General features: G+C 52.2%; 13 protein-coding genes and 1 pseudogene. 6 read left to right on the top strand and 8 right to left on the bottom strand.

Translation table 11 applies throughout. The features are described 5' to 3' along the window. Positions 1–38 precede the first annotated feature (38 nt). Together ttcA and dbpA are read left to right on the top strand one after the other, a co-directional pair. Positions 39–932, top strand: a complete 894-nt coding sequence (gene ttcA, locus EH228_RS00990; RefSeq protein WP_152319962.1) for a tRNA 2-thiocytidine(32) synthetase TtcA — start codon at positions 39–41, stop codon at positions 930–932. A gap of 107 nt (positions 933–1,039) precedes the next feature. Next, positions 1,040–2,416: an ATP-dependent RNA helicase DbpA gene (dbpA, locus tag EH228_RS00995; RefSeq protein ID WP_152319840.1), complete on the top strand. Its 1,377-nt coding sequence runs from the start codon at positions 1,040–1,042 to the stop codon at positions 2,414–2,416. A 26-nt stretch (positions 2,417–2,442) separates the two neighbouring features. On the opposite strand, the gene EH228_RS01000 is transcribed toward dbpA, so the two are convergent. Next, positions 2,443–2,721, bottom strand: coding sequence for a putative quinol monooxygenase (locus EH228_RS01000; protein ID WP_152319841.1), 279 nt, complete (start codon positions 2,719–2,721; stop codon positions 2,443–2,445). 61 nt (positions 2,722–2,782) lie between these two features. Then, entirely contained in the window at positions 2,783–6,304 is a 3,522-nt protein-coding gene (nifJ, locus tag EH228_RS01005) for a pyruvate:ferredoxin (flavodoxin) oxidoreductase (protein ID WP_152319842.1), read from the bottom strand. 502 nt (positions 6,305–6,806) lie between these two features. Between nifJ and EH228_RS01010 the strand changes: the two genes are divergently transcribed. Then, positions 6,807–7,079: a putative hemolysin gene (locus EH228_RS01010; protein WP_152319843.1), complete on the top strand. Its 273-nt coding sequence runs from the start codon at positions 6,807–6,809 to the stop codon at positions 7,077–7,079. Between the two features lie 48 nt (positions 7,080–7,127). On the opposite strand, the gene EH228_RS01015 is transcribed toward EH228_RS01010, so the two are convergent. Further along, positions 7,128–8,120, bottom strand: a complete 993-nt coding sequence (locus tag EH228_RS01015) for a 2-hydroxyacid dehydrogenase (RefSeq protein WP_152319844.1) — start codon at positions 8,118–8,120, stop codon at positions 7,128–7,130. 115 nt (positions 8,121–8,235) lie between these two features. Here EH228_RS01015 and EH228_RS01020 point away from each other — a divergent pair, with 115 nt between their 5' ends. Together EH228_RS01020 and EH228_RS01025 are read left to right on the top strand one after the other, a co-directional pair. Continuing rightward, positions 8,236–10,860, top strand: coding sequence for a YdbH family protein (locus EH228_RS01020; protein WP_152319845.1), 2,625 nt, complete (start codon positions 8,236–8,238; stop codon positions 10,858–10,860). Further along, positions 10,847–11,032 (top strand): annotated as a pseudogene (locus tag EH228_RS01025) (YnbE family lipoprotein); the annotation flags it as partial. The gene EH228_RS01020 and the pseudogene EH228_RS01025, both read left to right, overlap by 14 nt. 138 nt (positions 11,033–11,170) lie before the next feature. Here the strand turns inward: EH228_RS01025 and EH228_RS01030 are convergent. Continuing rightward, positions 11,171–11,776: an FMN-dependent NADH-azoreductase gene (locus tag EH228_RS01030; protein ID WP_152319847.1), complete on the bottom strand. Its 606-nt coding sequence runs from the start codon at positions 11,774–11,776 to the stop codon at positions 11,171–11,173. A gap of 231 nt (positions 11,777–12,007) precedes the next feature. Here EH228_RS01030 and hrpA point away from each other — a divergent pair, with 231 nt between their 5' ends. Further along, positions 12,008–15,907, top strand: coding sequence for an ATP-dependent RNA helicase HrpA (hrpA, locus tag EH228_RS01035; protein ID WP_152319848.1), 3,900 nt, complete (start codon positions 12,008–12,010; stop codon positions 15,905–15,907). A 24-nt stretch (positions 15,908–15,931) separates the two neighbouring features. Here the strand turns inward: hrpA and EH228_RS01040 are convergent, their stop codons facing one another. The 4 genes from EH228_RS01040 to rstB form a co-directional block, all read right to left on the bottom strand. Next, a complete protein-coding gene (locus EH228_RS01040; RefSeq protein ID WP_152319849.1) occupies positions 15,932–16,747 on the bottom strand; it encodes a trypsin-like serine peptidase in 816 nt (271 codons plus the stop codon). 113 nt (positions 16,748–16,860) lie between these two features. Beyond that, positions 16,861–16,944: a small membrane protein YdgU gene (ydgU, locus tag EH228_RS20920; RefSeq protein WP_476729646.1), complete on the bottom strand. Its 84-nt coding sequence runs from the start codon at positions 16,942–16,944 to the stop codon at positions 16,861–16,863. Positions 16,945–17,029: 85 nt separating this feature from the next. Next, the gene (gene asr, locus EH228_RS01045; protein WP_152319850.1) at positions 17,030–17,401 is read right to left on the bottom strand and encodes an acid resistance repetitive basic protein Asr; all 372 of its coding nucleotides are present in this window, start codon (positions 17,399–17,401) and stop codon (positions 17,030–17,032) included. Positions 17,402–17,608: 207 nt separating this feature from the next. Continuing rightward, positions 17,609–18,910, bottom strand: coding sequence for a two-component system sensor histidine kinase RstB (gene rstB, locus EH228_RS01050; RefSeq protein ID WP_152319851.1), 1,302 nt, complete (start codon positions 18,908–18,910; stop codon positions 17,609–17,611). Positions 18,911–18,912: the final 2 nt, after the last annotated feature.

Consider the following 18,912-nt stretch of genomic DNA (forward strand, 5'->3'; position numbering starts at 1 on the left):
TACAGATTGCGTGAGTGCAGTCTTCAAATTTAAACATGATAAATCAAGAAGATAAAAGAAAAGACACCCTCGAGTTCAATAAACTCCAGAAGCGTCTCAGACGTAATGTCGGCAATGCCATCACCGATTACAACATGATCGAAGAAGGCGATGTCGTGATGGCTTGCATGAGTGGTGGCAAAGATTCTTTTGCGATGCTGGATATTTTACTTAATCTGCAGAAAGCCGCGCCAGTCAATTTTAAGGTGATCGCGGTTAATCTGGACCAGAAACAACCGGGTTTTCCTGAGCATATTCTGCCGACCTGGCTCGAGAGCCTCGCTGTCCCTTATTATATTGTCGATAAAGACACTTATTCGGTGGTAAAAGAGAAGGTCCCGGAAGGGAAAACGACTTGTGGTTTATGTTCCCGTCTGCGCAGGGGCACGCTGTATTCCTTCGCTGAAAAAATTGGTGCGACTAAAATTGCGTTGGGCCACCATATGGATGACATCGTTGAGACGTTGTTCCTTAATATGTTTCATGGCGCAAAAATGAAGGCGATGCCGCCTAAATTGCGTTCGGATGACGGACGTAATGTGGTTATCCGGCCGCTGACCTATTGTCGTGAGAAGGACTTGATCCGCTATGCGGAACACAAAAACTTCCCGATTATTCCGTGTAACCTCTGCGGCTCCCAGGAGAATCTGCAGCGTCAGGCGGTGAAAGCTATGCTGACAGAATGGGACCGGAAGGATCCGGGCCGTGTGGAAAGCGTGTTTAAATCTTTGCAGAATGTCAGCCCAAGTCAGTTAGCGGATAAAAATCTGTTTGATTTTGAGCAATTGCCACTGGATCGTTCCGGCGAACGGGCGGAGTATGCCTTTAACGAGGCCACTATCTCTGCAACGAATATTGACGCTTCGCTCTTTATAAACGTCACTAATATTTGATTCAATCGCTAATTAACTGGCCGTTGCCGGATGCAGGCAACGGTTTGCAACGGTTTTCTGCTACACTCAGCAGCAATCCTCCCGCCGCTTTTCTCAGAGAGTAATTTGTGACTGCTTTTTCAACTCTGGACTTACTCCCCGCCAGCCAGCTCGATAATTTGAATGAGCTGGGTTATCACGCCATGACCCCAATCCAGGCGGCTGCTCTGCCCGCTATTCTGGCAGGGAGAGATGTTCGCGCTCAGGCCAAAACGGGCAGCGGTAAAACCGCGACATTTGGGCTGGGTGTTATGCAGCGAATCGATGTGACGCAGTTTGTCACCCAGTCATTGGTAATTTGCCCCACGCGTGAGCTGGCTGATCAGGTGGCGAAAGAGTTACGTCGTCTGGCGCGTTTCACCGCCAATATTAAAATTCTGACTTTGTGTGGCGGACAACCCATGGGAGCGCAGCGCGACTCATTAATTCATGCGCCACATATTGTGGTGGGGACACCAGGACGTCTTCTGGAACACTTGCAGCGTCAGACATTGCAACTGGGCCAGTTGCAGACGCTGGTGCTGGATGAAGCGGACCGTATGCTGGAAATGGGCTTCCGCGATGATATAGATAACATTATTAGTCACTGTCCATCGTCACGTCAGACGTTGTTGTTTTCCGCCACCTGGCCTGAGGATATTGCGAAGATCAGCCAGCGTATCCAGCAAGACCCGCTAACGGTGGAAACGGATGTTGTCGCTGATCTGCCGTCTGTCGAACAGCTGTTTTTTGAGACCAGCGCAGGCGATAAGCTGTCTGTACTGGTCGGTTTACTCAGCAAACACCAACCCGCGTCATGCGTGGTGTTCTGTAACACCCGCCGTGAGTGTGACGCGATCGCCCATTCATTATCCAACGGCCAGATTAGCGCGCTGGCGTTACATGGCGACCTGGAGCAACGTGATCGCGACCAGGTGTTAATCCGTTTCGCCAATGGCAGTTGTCGCGTACTGGTCGCGACAGATGTTGCCGCTCGCGGTCTGGACATTAAATCGCTGGCCATGGTGGTGAATTATCAACTGTCATTCGATCCGGAAGTCCACGTACATCGAATTGGACGTACGGCCAGAGCGGGTGAAGAAGGCGTCGCTATCAGCCTCGTCGCGCCAGAAGAAATGAACCGTGCCCACACGCTGGAAACGTTCCTGGAACGGTCACTGAACTGGCACGACATTTCTACTCTGACCGCGGTCAGGCCTCAGCCATTACTGGCTGAAATGGTGACGCTGAGCATTGATGGCGGTAAGAAAGCCAAAATCCGCTCTGGTGATATTCTCGGGGCACTCACCGGTGACGTGGGGCTGAGTGGTGAGGCTATCGGTAAGATTGATATTGCCGCGAACCAGGCCTATGTGGCAATCCATCACCGCAGCGGCCACCAGGCGAAACACTTGCAGCAGATCAAAATCAAAGGCAAATCCTGCCGGGCGCGTTTGCTGAAGTGATGGCCTGGTTCAGGCCTTTTTACCGGTTACAGTTTGATCAGTTCGGGCGGCTGGACCAGCAGTGGTTCAGCCGCGGCTATCATCGTTTTGAAATGGGCCTGGTCGTTGTGAAAATCGACGGCGGCGGCATCTTTCCATGTCTCATGAAACAGAAATACATTGCCATCTTCTACGTTGCGGTAGAGATCGTAATGTAGGCAACCGGCTTCGGCCCGGGCTGGTTTAACACCGTCATGTAGCACCTTCTCCAACTCATCGGCTTTACCGGCTTTGGCGATAAATTTCGCCACAATATACACGTTCATACACTTCTCCTTTTGTCACCTGTATACCCTCAGGCCAGGTCCGACCCTCGGTCAACATGGTTCAGATTTCTGTCTTTCCGGCCATCAGCGCCAGTCGCTGATAATTCCGCTGAGCTTCTTCACTGGCATCATGCCACAATCTCTTCGCTACTTCAGGTTGTTGCGTATTCAGGCGGCGAAAACGTTGTTCGTTCATCAATACGGTATCCAGATCAGTCGTCGGCGCGCGTGAATCCAGCGCTAGCGGGGCTTTACCTTCATCTGCCCGTCGTGGATCGAAACGGTATAGCGGCCAGAAACCGCTGCTGGTCAACTGACGCATTTGATCGTGGCTGAACGCCAGGTCGTATCCATGTTCTTCGCACGGGCTATAGGCGATGATCAGCGATGGCCCGTTATATGACTCGGCTTCCTGAATGGCTTTAACGGTTTGATTCAGTTGGGCACCCAGCGAAATCTGCGCGATGTACACATGACCATACATCATCATGCTCACCCCTAAATCTTTCCGGGCCTTACGCTTGCCGTGCTCGCCGAATTTGGTGACGGCACCGAGTGGGGTGGCCTTCGATGCCTGACCGCCAGTATTAGAGTAACACTGGGTATCCAGCACCAGGATATTGACGTTTTCCGTCAGACTGAGCACATGATCCAGACCGCCAAAACCGATATCGTAAGCCCAACCGTCACCACCGATCAGCCAGATTGATTTATCGACCAGATAATCTGCACTGGCGGCTAGCTGACGGGCTGCTTCACTGTTGTCTGTGGCCAGTATTGAGCGTAGTTCAGCAATCTGCTCTCGTTGATGTTTGATAGTGACATTGTCACTTTTTAGTGCTTTTACCAACGCGACGGGCAGGCGGTCCGCCAGCGTATCTAATAACCTGATGGTACGCTGACGATGTTGATCCACTGTCAGGCGAAAACCCAGCCCGAATTCGGCATTATCTTCAAACAGCGAATTAGCCCAGGCCGGACCGTGCCCGTCAGGGGTAGTGGTATAAGGCGTGGTAGGTAAATTACCGCCGTAAATTGATGAACACCCGGTAGCGTTAGCAATCAGTAAACGGTCGCCATACAGTTGGGTCAGCAGCTTGATATAAGGTGTTTCACCACAGCCTGAACAGGCGCCGGAATATTCGAACAGGGGTGTAATCAGCTGCGAGGTACGGATATCAATCCGTTCCAGCTCTGCGGCACTGATTTCTGGCAGTTGCAGGAAGAAGTCGTAATTCACTTTTTCTTCTTCAACATGTTCAAGGCGCGGCAGCATGTTGATCGCCTTAACCGCAGGGTGCTGGCGGTCTTTGGCCGGACAAACCTCCACGCACAAATTACAACCTGTACAATCCTCTGGCGCCACCTGCAGAATATATTTCTGACCTTTCATATCGCGGGATTTAACATCCAGTGATTGCAGCGCCGACGGGGCGCTATTCAACGACTCTGGCTGAACCACTTTGGCACGAATAGCCGAGTGGGGGCAGGCCGCCACGCAGTGATTACACTGAGTACAGAGTTCGGGTTTCCAGATGGGGATCGCTTCGGCGATATTGCGCTTCTCCCAACGAGTGGTGCCTGACGGCCAGGTTCCATCCGGCGGCAATGCGGAAACCGGCAGCGCGTCGCCCATCCCGGCCAGCATGGCTGCTGTCACTGTTTTCACAAAATCCGGCGCGGCATCGGCAACGACGGCCGGTCTGTGTGGGCTTTGCGTGTCCACCTCCTGCAAGATGACCGGTTGCACGGCTTGCTGTGCAACCGCCAATGCCTGCCAGTTGCGTTCAACCAGCTCCTGACCTTTACTGTGATAGCTGTGAGCTATAGCGTTTTGCAATTCGCTCAGGGCGACCCCGTCAGGCAGAATTTTCGTCAGGTGGAAGAAGGCCATTTGCATAACGGTGTTAATGCGTGCGCCCAGTTTGCATTCACGCGCGATCTTCGCGGCGTTAATCACATACAATCGTGCCTGCTTTTGTCGCAATTCACATTGTACTTCCTGGGGTAACCGATGCCAGATTTCATCGGCCCCGTAAGGGCTGTTAAGCAGGAAGATACCACCCGGCTTCAGCTTTTCAGCCATCTGATATTTATCGATAAACTGTAACTGGTGACAACCGATAAAATCAGCCTGCTCAATAAGGTAAGCTGCATTGATCGGTTGCTGACTGACACGCAGATGAGAAACTGTCAGGCCGCCTGCTTTCTTTGAGTCATAGACGAAGTAGCCCTGGGCGAACAGTGGGGTAGTGTTGCCGATAATTTTGATGTTGTTCTTGGTGGCAGAGACACTGCCATCGCTGCCCAAACCATAAAATAACGCCTCCAGTTGAGCGCGGGAAGGTAATGAGTGTTCTGGCAACGGCAATGAAAGATGGGTGACATCATCATAGATCCCCACCGTAAACCGCGCAGGGGGTGATGCCTGCGCAAGGGCATTAAAGACCGCCAGCACACAGCGTGGATCGAACTCTTTCGAGGATAAACCGTAACGCCCACCAATGATCCGAGGCAGTGTCTCGCGTTCCCCCCGGCTCCAGGCCTCAGCCAGGGCGGTCATTACATCCAGGAACAGCGGTTCGGCTTGTGCGCCGGGCTCTTTAGTACGATCGAGTACCGCAATATTTTTAACTGTTGCTGGGATAGCCGCCAGCAGATGGCGAGCGGAGAAGGGGCGGAACAGACGAACTTTGACCATCCCGACTTTTTCACCGCGCTGCAACAAGGCATCGATGACTTCTTCGCAGGTACCGGAAGCAGATCCCATCAGCACGATCATTCTTTCTGCCTGCGGATGGCCGTAATAATCAAATGGTCGATAACGACGGCCGGTTTCCAGCGCAAAGTCATTCATCGCCTGTTCGACATACGTATAGGTGGCGTCGTACCAGGGATTGGTGGCCTCGCGGGATTGAAAATAAGTATCCGGATTGGCCGAAGTGCCGCGGATAACCGGATTATCAGGTGTCAGCGCTCGCTGGCGATGTGCATCAATACTTGGCTGAGGGATTAATTTTCGTAGTGTTTCATCACTTAGCGGCGCAATTTTATTGATCTCGTGTGAGGTACGAAAACCGTCGAAAAAATGGATAAAAGGGATGCGACTGTTCAGCGCGGCTATCTGAGAAATCAATGCAAAGTCCTGCGCTTCCTGCACACTGCCAGCCGAAAGTAATGCGCAACCGGTCTGCCTGACGGCCATAACGTCAGAGTGATCGCCGAAAATCGAAAGAGCATGTGTGGCGACAGTACGTGCAGCAACATGTAGCACAAACGGTGTCAGTTGCCCGGCCAGTTTATAGAGGGTTGGTATCATCAGTAGCAACCCTTGCGAAGAGGTAAATGAAGTGGCAAGGGCACCGGTCTGCAGCGCGCCGTGTACGGTGGCGATAGCACCAGCTTCAGACTGCATTTCCACCACGCGGGGCACATCTCCCCAGATATTGCATTGTCCGTCGCTGGCCCAGGCATCGGCCTGCTCGGCCATGGTTGAGCTGGGCGTAATCGGATAGATAGCAATGACTTCACTGGTACGAAATGCAACGGAAGCCGCTGCGTTGTTACCGTCGGTTGTGAGCATATCAGGCCTGAAAATTGAGTAATACGAAAAAACTGCCATGAAGACAGTAAGGTTATTGAAAGTTTAGCAGACTTGACAAAGACGATTTTGATCTGAGTACGAGACCTGAGGGCAATCGCACCAGCAGATAAATTTGGCGATATTTAATGCATTTCGACAGACTGAACCCCTTTTATCTCCCGTCGCGCATTATCGATCTGATGCGGTGCTGCTCCTGCGTGGCTGGGTGATGTCGATCATCCTTTTACACAATGCGGATTCCGTATTGCAGTTGATTACCGAAAAACAGGATAAGACACAAAAGAAGAACCATTAAAATAATCTATCATTTTGTTTTATAATTATTTTATCTCCATGCTCGAAGGATTTATATAAAATAAGACCAGGAGCTATTGCTATTTTTGGTTTTTTATTTAGTAAAAATTCGTGACAGACCTCGACCTGCTCAAGATCGTAGCTTATGCTGGCGAACTGCATATTCACTAATTTTCGGAGTTTCTGAATGAAAGCAGCGACTTTTCTCCTTGTGGGGGCCGCGCTGATGTTGTCTGGTTGCAGCAGTGATAGCGCTAACGAACCACCGCAACAAGCCACTGCCGCACATATTCCGCCGCGGGTCGTCATGTCCGGCCTGGCTGAAAGCGCCTGTTCGAATGCCGGAGGAACACTGGCCCTCTCGCGTCAGTTGGATGGAAGTTCTGTTGGGATGTGTCAGTTAACTAATGGTCGCCGCTGCAGTGAAAATGCACTGATAAGCGGTAACTGCGCACGTTGAGAATGTCGTCGCCAATAAGGCCGGATAAACCGGCCTGGGCGGGGGGCATCAGACCGTCAGTTCATTCACACAGGGGTGGTTATTTTCTAACTGCCTGAGGTTTTCCAGGGTGGTTTCGGCAATGCTGGTGAGCGCCTCTGCCGTCAGGAAAGCCTGATGTCCGGTAAACAAGACGTTATGGCAAGCGGAAAGCCGACGGAACACGTCATCCTGAATCACATCGTTCGAATTGTCTTCAAAAAACAGGTTCTGCTCGTTCTCATAAACATCCATGCCCAGCGAACCGATTTTCTGCATTTTCAGCGCATCAATAGCCGCCTGTGAATCGATCAGACCGCCCCGGCTGGTATTGATAATCATCACCCCGTCTTTCATTTGTTCAAATGCCGACATATTCAGTAAATGATTATTTTCCGCCGTCAGCGGACAATGCAGAGAAATAACATCAGACGCTCTGAACAGGGTTTTCAGATCGACATATTCCGCACCCAGTTCAAGAGCCTGCGGGTTAGGATACGGATCGGAAACCAGCAGACGCATGCCGAAACCTTTCAATATACGCAAGGTGGCAAGACCAATTTTTCCGGTACCGATGACCCCGGCTGTGCGGCCATGCATATTAAAGCCGATCAGCCCTTCAAGTGAGAAATTAGCGTCACGGGTACGCTGGTAGGCGCGGTGAATACGTCGGTTCAAGGTCATCATCATGCCGACCGCGTGTTCGGCGACCGCTTCTGGCGAGTAGGCCGGTACACGAACCACTTTAATACCCAATTGTCTGGCTGCGTCTAAATCAACGTTGTTAAACCCGGCACAGCGCAGCGCCACAAATTTGATCCCCAGTTCCGCCAACTCACGCAGTACCGCCGGGTTGCCATCATCGTTGACGAAAATACAAACTCCCTTGCAACCGGTCGCGGTTTTTACCGTTTTTTCAGTCAACAGAAAGTCGAAAAAATCCAGTTCATAACCATACGCTGCATTGACCTGCTCAAAGTATTGCCGATCATACTGTTTGCTGCTGTATACCGCGAGTTTCATGGTCCTTCTCCTGTAGACATAAACTTAAAGTTGCCTGGTGCAATAGTAACACGGGAGAGAACATGCCATCATTCACCCCTATGATATTCACGGACAGAACGGAATTTTTATTGCCATGACCCGGGGTTGGAAGCTATTGACTGCGGCGATAACGTCGGTGTTGTTGATCGCGGTATTGTTGCTCACCATTCCCCACTGGTTGCCAAGGCTGGCGGGGATATGGCTGCCTGTTAATACCACGATCCGGCTGGATGGCGCTCTGCACTGGCGCGATGGTGGCATCGAATTACCTGGCGTTCATTATTGGGTGGGGGATTGCGAGCTCGCCACGGTTAGTGCTCTGTCATTAAAGCATACCGCGGGGCGCTGGTCTCTCAGCAGCAGTAAAGTGGATATTGATAGCGGATGCGTCAGTAAATTTCACCACAGCGACCAGGTTAGCGCGCCGAAATCGCTGGCGGAATGGCAAGCGATGTTACCCACCAGTGAGATGACCGTAGGCCAACTGATTATCCATCCCTGGCAGGACTGGGCTGGTTCGCTGCATTTGAATCTCGCCAAAGGGCAACAATCCGTGAGTTATCAGGGGGATAACGTTGCCCTGGAGGCTTTATTACAGCGACAACAGCTGGATATCCAGTCCCTGACGCTCAACGCGCCTGGCGTTCCACAACCCGTCAAAGTGGCAGGCAGGCTATTTCTGGCTAACCAGCCAGATTCATTGCCCGTAGCGGGTAAGGTAGTCGCTGATCTGAAGATGACGGGACTCGCCGCCTCGCTGAACGCGACACTCAACTGGCAGCAGGATAAAGGCGAACTGGTGGTGCGGCAGGACGATGATCCGGCTCCGTTGGTGTCCCTGCCGTGGCAGGTTTCTGCCGAACGTATCCGTATTCAGCAGGGGCAGTGGCGCTGGCCTTATACCAGCCCGCCGCTTGCTGGCGGCGTTAATCTGACCCTGGCGCATTGGCAGCAGGGGCTGACCGCGACGGATATCACCGGGCGCCTCAATGTGCTGACTCAGGGGCGCGGAGGCAAGGGCAACATGGTGCTGACGTTGGGGCCAGGAAGACTGGACTGGCGCGCCAGCCAACTGCCGTTTCGCCTGACTGGCGACAGTAAACTGGCGCAACTGCTGTTTTTCGCCAGCATTCCAGGCGAGGTGCAGGGGCCGTTGTTCGATCCCAAACTCACTCTGAAGCCCGGGTCGTTGCTGCGAATGCGTGGACGATTGCTGTCCACGCTTGAAGTCGATGAAGCCCGCTGGCCATTGTCTGGCCTGACGGTTTCTTCTGCAGGGATAGCGGGTCGCCTACAGGCGATCCTGACCGCTCATGATCCGACAATGGGGCGCTTCAGGTTACATCTTGATGGCCGGGCAAGCGATTTTTGGCCGGATAAAGGACACTGGTTTTGGCGTTATTGGGGCGAGGGTTTTATGGCGCCGTTGACCGCGAAATGGGATGTCAATGGCCGGGGGCGCTGGCAGGATCAATTGATCGAGCTGGAGTCGCTGTCGACGGGCTTTGATCACATCCGCTACGGCAGCGTTAATGTTCATTCTCCCAGACTGGTACTGGATGAAGCGGTGCGCTGGCAGCGGGGTGTCGCGAATCAGTCTTTCTCCGGCAGACTTCGTCTGAATGCGCAGCAAACCACTTTCAGCGGTGGTGGTTATCTGCCGCCAGCCACGCTAACGCTGGTCTTGAAAGGGCAGGATCCGGCGGCTTTCCTGTATAACGGCACCCTGGAAGCTAACCCCATTGGCCCGGTACGTGTCCAGGGACGATGGGATGGGCAACGCCTGCGCGGTCAGGCGTGGTGGCCGCAACAGCCGTTGCGTGTTTTCCAGTCGCTGCTCAGCAACGATCTGAAAATAAACATTCAGGAGGGCACCCTGAAAGCTCAGGTGGCATTCTCTGCAGCCAGCGATCAGGGATTTGAAGCAGGAGGGCACTGGGTGGTGAACGATGGCAGCGTGTGGATGCCGGATAACCAGATCAACGGAATCGACTTTTCGCTGCCGTTCCGGCTGAAAGACCATCAATGGTATTTCGGTGCCAGAGGCCCGGTTTCGCTGCGGATCAGCGAAGTTAAAAACCAGTTCACTTTGCAAAACATTACCGCCGATCTGCAAGGATGGTATCCATGGAATGCCCGGCACCCCCTGCGCCTGAGTCATGTCGGCATGGATGTGTTGGGCGGTGAAATGAGGATGGAAAGCCTGCAAATGCCGCAGACTGAGGCCGCCACGCTGCGGTTGAAGAACATCAACATGAGCGAATTGGTTACTGCTATCCGGCCAAAACAAATCGCTATGTCCGGTCATATTAATGCCGCCTTGCCATTGTGGCTAAATGATTCACGCTGGCTGGTGAAGGGGGGATGGGTGGCCAATAGCGGGCCGCTGACCGTGCGGCTGGATAAAGATTTTGCCGATTCTATTTCGGCTAATAACATTGCCGTGGGTGCGGCGACAGACTGGCTGCGCTACATGGAAATTTCGCGCGCCTCAGCTGCGTTGGATATCGATAACCTTGGCCAAATGACGCTAAAAGCCCAGGTCAATGGCACCAGCCGCTTCAGCGATAAAAACCAGCGCGTTGCGCTAAATTATACACAACAGGAAAACCTGTTTCAGCTTTGGCGCAGTCTGCGCTTTGGCGATAATTTGCAATCCTGGGTGGAGCAGAACGCCACCTTGCCGATGCAGAAGGAAAACGTCCATGAAACCCATTAGTCTGCTGATGCCTGTTGGAATACTGCTGCTCAGCGGTTGTGTTCCCCGTATTGAGGTGGCGGCGCCAAAGGAACCGATAACCATCAATATGAACGTTAAAATCGAGCATGAGATCCGTATCACGGCCGATAAAAATGTCGACGCACTGCTTAAAAACCAGAACGGGCTCTTTAACGCTGACAGCGGTAAGCATCCAGCACGAGAGGGAATCGATGAAAAGGACAGCGAACAGGGCGGTTCGGGGAGGTAATTTGGACTGCTTTCGTCGTCACCCCCAGAGGCAACCTCTGGGGGGATGATTAAGGCAAGATTATGCTGTTGCAATCTGCTTCAGTACGTCTTTCGCCTCGTTAGCGGCTTTGGTGGCCACTTCTGGTCCGTAGGCGATGCCTTCAGCAAAGACAAATTTCACCTCTGTCATGCCCAGGAAGCCCAGGAACAACTTCAGGTAAGGGGTGAGCAGATCGCTTGGGGTATCTTTGTGGATACCCCCACGGCTGGAAATGACCACGACTTTTTTCCCAGTGATTAGACCTTCCGGGCCGTTTTCGCTGTAGCGGAAGGTCACACCTGCGCGGGCAACCAGGTCGAAATAGTTTTTCAACTGGGTTGGGATATTGAAATTGTACATTGGCGCGGTCATAACGATGAGGTCATTAGCCTGCAACTCAGCGATCAGTTCATTGGACAGATCCAATGCTTCCTGCTGCCGCGGTGTCAGGGGAGCATCAGAGGGACGCAAAGCACCGACCAGCTCGCCATCCAGTACCGGGATTGGATTTGCTGCCAGGTCGCGCACGGTGATATTGTCGCTACCATGAGCGGCTTTCCACTCGGCAATGAAGTGATCAGCCAACTGGTTGGACTGGGAATAACCCGCGAGAATACTGGATTTCAGGACTAAAACTTTGCTCATGATAATTTCCTGTGTTAAGCGGAATAGCTTCCGCGCAATAATGACACTCTATGAGGAAACCCCGTCGAGTGATAGTGCAATATTCTGAGGCCTATATTCGAATTTACTGAACAAGTTTACCCACATGGAAGTCTGGCTAAGTGATTGTCTGTGCTACACTACGCAAAATTTTGATAACCTGAATCATCAGAAGTCGGCCAGCCTGCTGGCGATTAGCGAGTTTTATATTTTATGTCTGACACCCCCCATTCGCCTTTGACGTCACTCCTCCCACGTCTGGACTCACTGATGCTACGTGATCGTCAGCGTTTGCTGAAACGGTTGCACGGCGCAAAAAAAGTAAACAACCCGGCGGCGCAACAGGCGATAGCAGAAGAACTGAGTGCGGAGATCGTTGCCGCTGAACAGCGGGTTAACCAACGGCGTTTGGCCACGCCGGCTATCCGCTATCCGGAAAACCTGCCAGTAAGCCAGAAGAAACAGGACATTGCCGATGCGATTCGGGCGCATCAGGTGGTTATCGTGGCGGGTGAGACCGGCTCGGGTAAGACCACCCAACTGCCCAAGATTTGTCTCGAATTGGGCCGCGGGATAACCGGGTTGATTGGACATACGCAACCTCGCCGTCTTGCCGCCCGCACGGTCGCTGACCGTATTGCCGATGAGTTGGAAACCTCTCTCGGCGGGTGTATTGGCTATAAGGTGCGTTTTAACGATCAGGTCAGTGAAACGACGCAGGTCAAACTCATGACCGACGGTATCCTGTTGGCGGAAATTCAGCAGGATCGCCTGCTGATGCAGTATGACACCATCATCATTGATGAAGCCCATGAACGCAGCCTGAACATCGATTTTTTGCTGGGCTACCTGCGTGAGCTGTTGCCACGGCGTCCTGATTTGAAGGTCATTATTACTTCAGCCACCATCGATCCCTTACGCTTCTCAAAACATTTCCACAATGCGCCGATGATTGAAGTCTCTGGCCGTACCTGGCCGGTTGAAGTTCGTTATCGCCCGATAGTCGAAGAAGCCGACGATACCGATCGTGACCAGTTGCAGGCCATTTTCGATGCAGTCGATGAGCTTGGTCATGAGAGCTGGGGAGATATCCTGATTTTTATGAGCGGCGAGCGCGAAATCCGCGATACCGCCGAGGCATTGAGCCGTCGTGAACTGCCGCATACAGAGATCCTGCCGTTGTACGCCCGGCTGTCGAACGCGGAACAAAATCGCGTGTTTCAGTCGCACACTGGCCGCCGTATTGTGCTGGCGACCAATGTGGCGGAAACCTCGCTGACCGTTCCGGGTATTAAATATGTTATCGATCCCGGGACGGCGCGTATCAGCCGCTACAGTTTTCGTACCAAGGTGCAGCGTTTGCCGATTGAGCCGATTTCCCAGGCTTCCGCCAATCAGCGTAAAGGCCGATGTGGACGTGTCTCGGAAGGGATTTGCATTCGTCTTTATTCGGAAGATGATTTTCTCAGTCGTCCGGCGTTTACCGATCCCGAGATCCTGCGCACTAACCTGGCATCGGTCATTCTGCAGATGACCGCGCTCGGGCTGGGCGATATCAGCGCGTTTCCTTTTGTTGAAGCGCCGGATCGTCGCAATATTCAGGACGGCATCAGATTATTGGAAGAATTGGGAGCGATAACCCAAAGTGAAAACCAGCACTATAAGTTGACGCCTTCCGGCCGTGCGCTGGCCCAACTGCCGGTTGACCCGCGATTGGCGAAGATGGTCCTGGAGTCACCAAAATATGCCTGTACCCGCGAAGTGATGATCATTACTTCGGCGCTTTCTATTCAGGATCCCCGTGAACGTCCGGTAGATAAACAGCAGGCATCTGACGAAAAACACCGGCGATTTGCTGACAAAGAGTCAGACTTTTTGTCCTTTGTTAATCTATGGGATTATCTGCAAGAGCAGCAAAAAGCGCTGTCCTCCAGCCAGTTCCGCCGCCTGTGTAAGACGGATTATCTCAACTATTTGCGGGTGCGTGAATGGCAGGATATTTATACCCAGCTACGTCAAGTCGTCCGTGAACTGAGGATCCCTGTGAACAGTGAACCAGCTGATTTCCGTGGTGTGCATACGGCGCTACTGACGGGTTTGTTGTCGCATATCGGCCAGAAGGATGCTGAAAAACAGGAGTATACCGGCGCTCGCAATGCCCGTTTCGCCATTTTCCCGGGTTCCGGTTTGTTTAAAAAACCGCCGAAGTGGACTATGGTCGCCGAACTGGTGGAAACCAGCCGTCTGTGGGGGCGGATTGCCGCCCGTATCGATCCTGAATGGATTGAGCCGGTCGCACAACACCTGATCAAACGCAGCTACAGTGAACCGCACTGGGAGAAAGCCCAGGGCGCGGTGATGGCCAGCGAAAAAGTCACGTTATACGGACTGCCAATCGTTGCGGCGCGTAAAGTGAATTACAGTCAGATTGATCCGGTGCTGTCACGGGAGCTGTTTATTCGCCATGCGCTGGTAGAGGGGGACTGGCAGACTCGTCATGCCTTCTTCCGTACCAACCTCAAGTTGCGTGAAGAGGTGGAAGAACTGGAACATAAATCTCGCCGCCGCGACATTTTAGTCGATGAAGAGAGGTTGTTCAGCTTTTACGACCAGCGCATTCCGCATGAGGTGGTCTCCGCTCGTCATTTCGACAATTGGTGGAAGAAAGCCAGCCGCGAACAGCCGGAGTTACTGAATTTCGCCAAAGAGATGTTGATCAAAACAGGGGCTGAAAACGTCAGCAACCTTGATTATCCGAATGTCTGGCAACAGGGTAATCTCAAGCTACGCCTGAGCTACCAGTTCGAACCAGGCAATGATGCTGACGGTGTAACGGTCCTTATTCCACTGCCGTTGTTAAATCAGGTGGAAGAACAGGGCTTTGAATGGCAGATCCCCGGCTTACGTCGCGAACTGGTTATTGCGTTAATCAAATCGTTGCCGAAGCCAGTGAGACGGAATTTTGTCCCGGCGCCGAACTATGCTGAAGCCTTTCTGGCCCGCGCCACGCCGCTGGAACTGCCGCTACTGGAGGCCCTGGAGCGAGAGTTTCGCCGCATGAGCGGGGTGAGCATTGAGCGAGAAGCCTGGCAATGGGATTTGGTGCCCGATCATCTTAAAATGACCTTTCGGGTGGTGGATGAAAATAATCATAAGCTGGGTGAAGGGCGCGATCTGAGTACGTTAAAGGTGGCGCTGAAAGGCAAGGTTCAGGAGACGCTGACGAAAGTGGCGGATGAGGGGCTTGAGCAAAGCGGGTTGCATCTCTGGAGCTTTGGCGATTTACCCGACCACTTTGAACAGAAACGGGGGAGTTACAGCGTTAAAGCCTGGCCGGCACTGGTAGACGAGAAAGACAGTGTGGCTATCCGTCTGTTTGATTCTCAACACGAACAGCAAAAGGCGATGTGGCGAGGCCAGCGGCGGTTGTTATTACTCAACATTCCGTCACCCATTAAATATCTGCATGAGAAGTTGCCAAATAAGGCTAAATTGGGACTGTATTTTAACCCTTACGGTAAGGTGCTGGATCTGATTGATGACTGCATCACCTGCGGTGTCGATAAGTTGATTGCCGGGTACGGCGGGCCCACCTGGCAGGAAGAGGGGTTTACCCAACTGCATGATAAGGTTCGGGCGGAATTAAACGACACGGTGGTGGATATCGCCAAACTGGTTGAGCAGATCCTGACGGCGGTTTTCCGCATTAATAAACGCCTTAAAGGGCGAGTGGACATGACTATGGCACTGGCGCTGTCAGACATCAAAACACAGATGGGCGGACTGGTGTATCGCGGTTTTGCCACGCAGAACGGTTGGAAACGACTGGCGGATACGTTGCGCTATTTGAACGCGATTGAGCGTCGTCTGGAGAAGTTACCGATCGATCCTAATAGTGACCGCGCCAGGATGCTGAAAGTGGAAAAAGTCCAGCAAGCGTGGAGCCGTTGGTTCAACAAATTGCCGCCAACCCGTCAGGATGATGACGATGTTCAGGATGTCCGCTGGATGATAGAAGAACTGCGGGTTAGCTATTTTGCCCAGCAACTGGGTACGCCTTATCCGGTTTCCGAGAAACGTATTCAACAGGCGATGGATGAGATACCACAATAGTCAAAGATTGATCTTTGCCATCAGTTATTCCCGTACCAGCGCTTCCAGATTATCGCGAAAGGCGGTCACGGCAATGGCTCTGTTATCCGCCAGGTAGCGATCTTTCGCTGCCGGCGCTGAGCTTTGCACCGCTATCAGTTGCCAGGCATTATTCACCTTCAGCAAGAGCGGGGAACCGCTGTCGCCGGGCAAGGTGTCGCACTGATGTGACAATACGCCTTTCTGCACCCAGCCAGTGACCAGACAGTCATTGTGTGCATAGAGCATGTCCAGGTGATCCAGCGGATAGCCAGCCTGAGTGACTCGTCGCGCGGTATTTTTCAGTGCGACGCTCAGATCATTGCGGCTACCGGTGAACAACGGCAGTGGCGTAATACCCGACGGTGGATTGTGTAAAATAATCAGACCGTAATCATAAGGTGCTGCGGAGGTTGGCACGATCCAGCCTTCGCCATCGGCTTTCAGTCGTTTACCCAATTGTGGATCAACGCGACTTTCAATATCGTGAATTTCGTAGCGCCATTTCCCTTTGCCGTTGGAAATAAAGCGTAGCGCAACCGCTTTATCGAGTTTACCCGGTGGGGAGAACAGGCAGTGTCCGGCGGTCAGGGCCAGATGCGCGGAAATAAGGGTGGCAGTGCAGAGGTTACCGCTGGCGGTTTCTAACTGACCAATCGCCTCCCAGGGTTGGCTGGCGGTCTCAGTAATCGGTTGGCGATCATCCTTACCAAAGAACAGTGTTTTGAGTTCAGTCGGGTCTGGAGTGTCATCATCGTCATCAGCATGGGTATAAAACGAAAAGGCTAAACACCCGATTAAAAAAACAGCAATTAAGCGCATGTCTCTCTCTGAATGGAGAATATTAGAAAATCTCAGAACCAGTAAATGACCAATACTATAGTCGGATAGTTAGAAAAAAGGGAGTTTAATATTGGAATATCAGCAAACCAGGATTAAAGATAGAAGCTGGCAGCGATAACGCCGCAAAGAATCATTAAACCCAGGATAATTTCGAATAAATAGCGACGCACCATCATCCGATACTCCAGAAAGAAACACCCGGACGAACCGGGTGTTTACGTTATCGATCTACAGTGAAGAACTGTATTTTCACTTTATTCGTTATGCTTTAGGCGCAGCGGCTTTCTTGGCAACTTTTTTGTGATGAACTTTTTTAGCGGCCTGAGCTTTCTGTGCTACTGGTTTTTTAGCCACTTTTTTGTGATGGGCTTTTTTAGCGGCCTGGGCTTTCTGCGCTACTGGTTTTTTAGCCACTTTTTTGTGATGGGCTTTTTTAGCAGCCTGAGCTTTCTGCGCTACAGTTTTTTTAGCTGCTTTTTTCTTGTGGTGAACTTTTTTAGCAGCATGAGCTTTCGCTGTTGTTGCTGTGGTGGTGGTAGTAGTAGTCGCAGGAGCCGCTGTAGTTTCAGCAGCGAAAGCAACTGAAGACAGACCCATAGCAGTGGCTACAACCAGAGCAAATAATTTTTTCATTGCAAAACCCTCAACGTTTATTTCATGTGTCAGCCCACTGCGGGGCCGGTGAAAACAATATATGAGAATGCAATAAACGTTTCCGTAAGTGATTGGTATCGGCATGTAACCGATTGTACAAAGTCGGTCGTTGTGGTCGCGGTGAGAGGTTCAAACCTGGCGCCAGAGGAGTCTGGCGCAGATAAATCATGGGGGTTGGGAGCGCAATCAGGCAGTCCGGGCAGGCATTAAGGGCAAATTCACCGGCCAGCAGAAGCGTACACAGGCACCGCCGAGTTGGCTGGAATCAATCAGTACGTGGCCACCAAACGCCAGAGCGATCGAGTGAACGATAGCCAGTCCCAGGCCGCACCCTCCCGTGGCACGGTCACGGCTGGGATCAAGACGGACAAAGGGTTCAAACACGCGTTCACGCTCGGTCAGGGGAATACCCGGACCATCATCTTCAACTTGCAGGCAGGCGAGGTTACCGTTAAACCAAAGTCCGACGCGCAAATGTTGTCCCGCATAGCGCAAGGCGTTATTCACCAGGTTATCCAGTACGCGCTCCATCAGCCGGGTATCCGCCACGCCAATGTTTTGTCGCTGTGGGATATTGAGATCAATTTTAAATTCCGGATGAACGGAACGAATATCATCCAGACGCTCACTCAGCCATCCTGCAAGATCCAAAGATTGCAGATTAAGATCGACTTTAGGGCGGTCCAGGCGGGCATAGGTCAGTAGTTCTTCAATCAGCGATTCCAGTTGGCCAATATCGCGGTTAAGCGCTGCAGCCTCGGCCTCACTAAGGTTATCACTGATCTCCAGTCGATAACGTAACCGCACCAGCGGCGTGCGCAGCTCGTGGGCGATACCATCAATCAGTTGCTTCTTACTGGCAACTAGCGTGTTGATATTATCGGCCATCTGATTAAATGCCACACCAAGGCGCACCAGGCTGGAAGTGCTGTCAAAATGGATACGTTCATCAAGATGCCCCTGGCCGAACCGCTGCGCGGCTGATTCCAGCCGTAACATATCCTTCCAGTGTGGGCGCATCCAGATAAATACCGGCAGCGCCAGCGAGATCCCAATAAACGCCAGCAGCGCAATATCGAGAATGCGCATTTCATGTAAAAAGAACAGGTAAGGAATAGGGCCGACTGCCAACACATAATGGCTGCGCGGGATATGCTGCAGAAAGGTATATTCATCATCCAGCGCCACAATCTCACCGGCGCGCAGGCGATGCTGTGTAACCGGATCGAGCTGGTATTTGTTCATGGGTTCAATGTGCAGCTTGAACGACAGATTCAGTTCCAGGTTATCGATGGTTTTATTCCAGTCACGCGGCGGGATCTCGCGCAGTTCACTGCGCATCAAATACAGTGAACTTTTCATCAGGTCATCCATCGACTGACGGCCTGCTCGCTCGGCGGTAAATTTGTAGACCAGCCCGACCAACATAGCCATCACCAGAAAGCAGACAAACAACAACAGATAAAACTGAATAAAAAGTTTCTTCATTA

This window comes from Erwinia endophytica, from assembly GCF_009295515.1.
In the GTDB taxonomy this organism is placed as follows: Bacteria; Pseudomonadota; Gammaproteobacteria; order Enterobacterales; family Enterobacteriaceae; genus Erwinia; species Erwinia endophytica.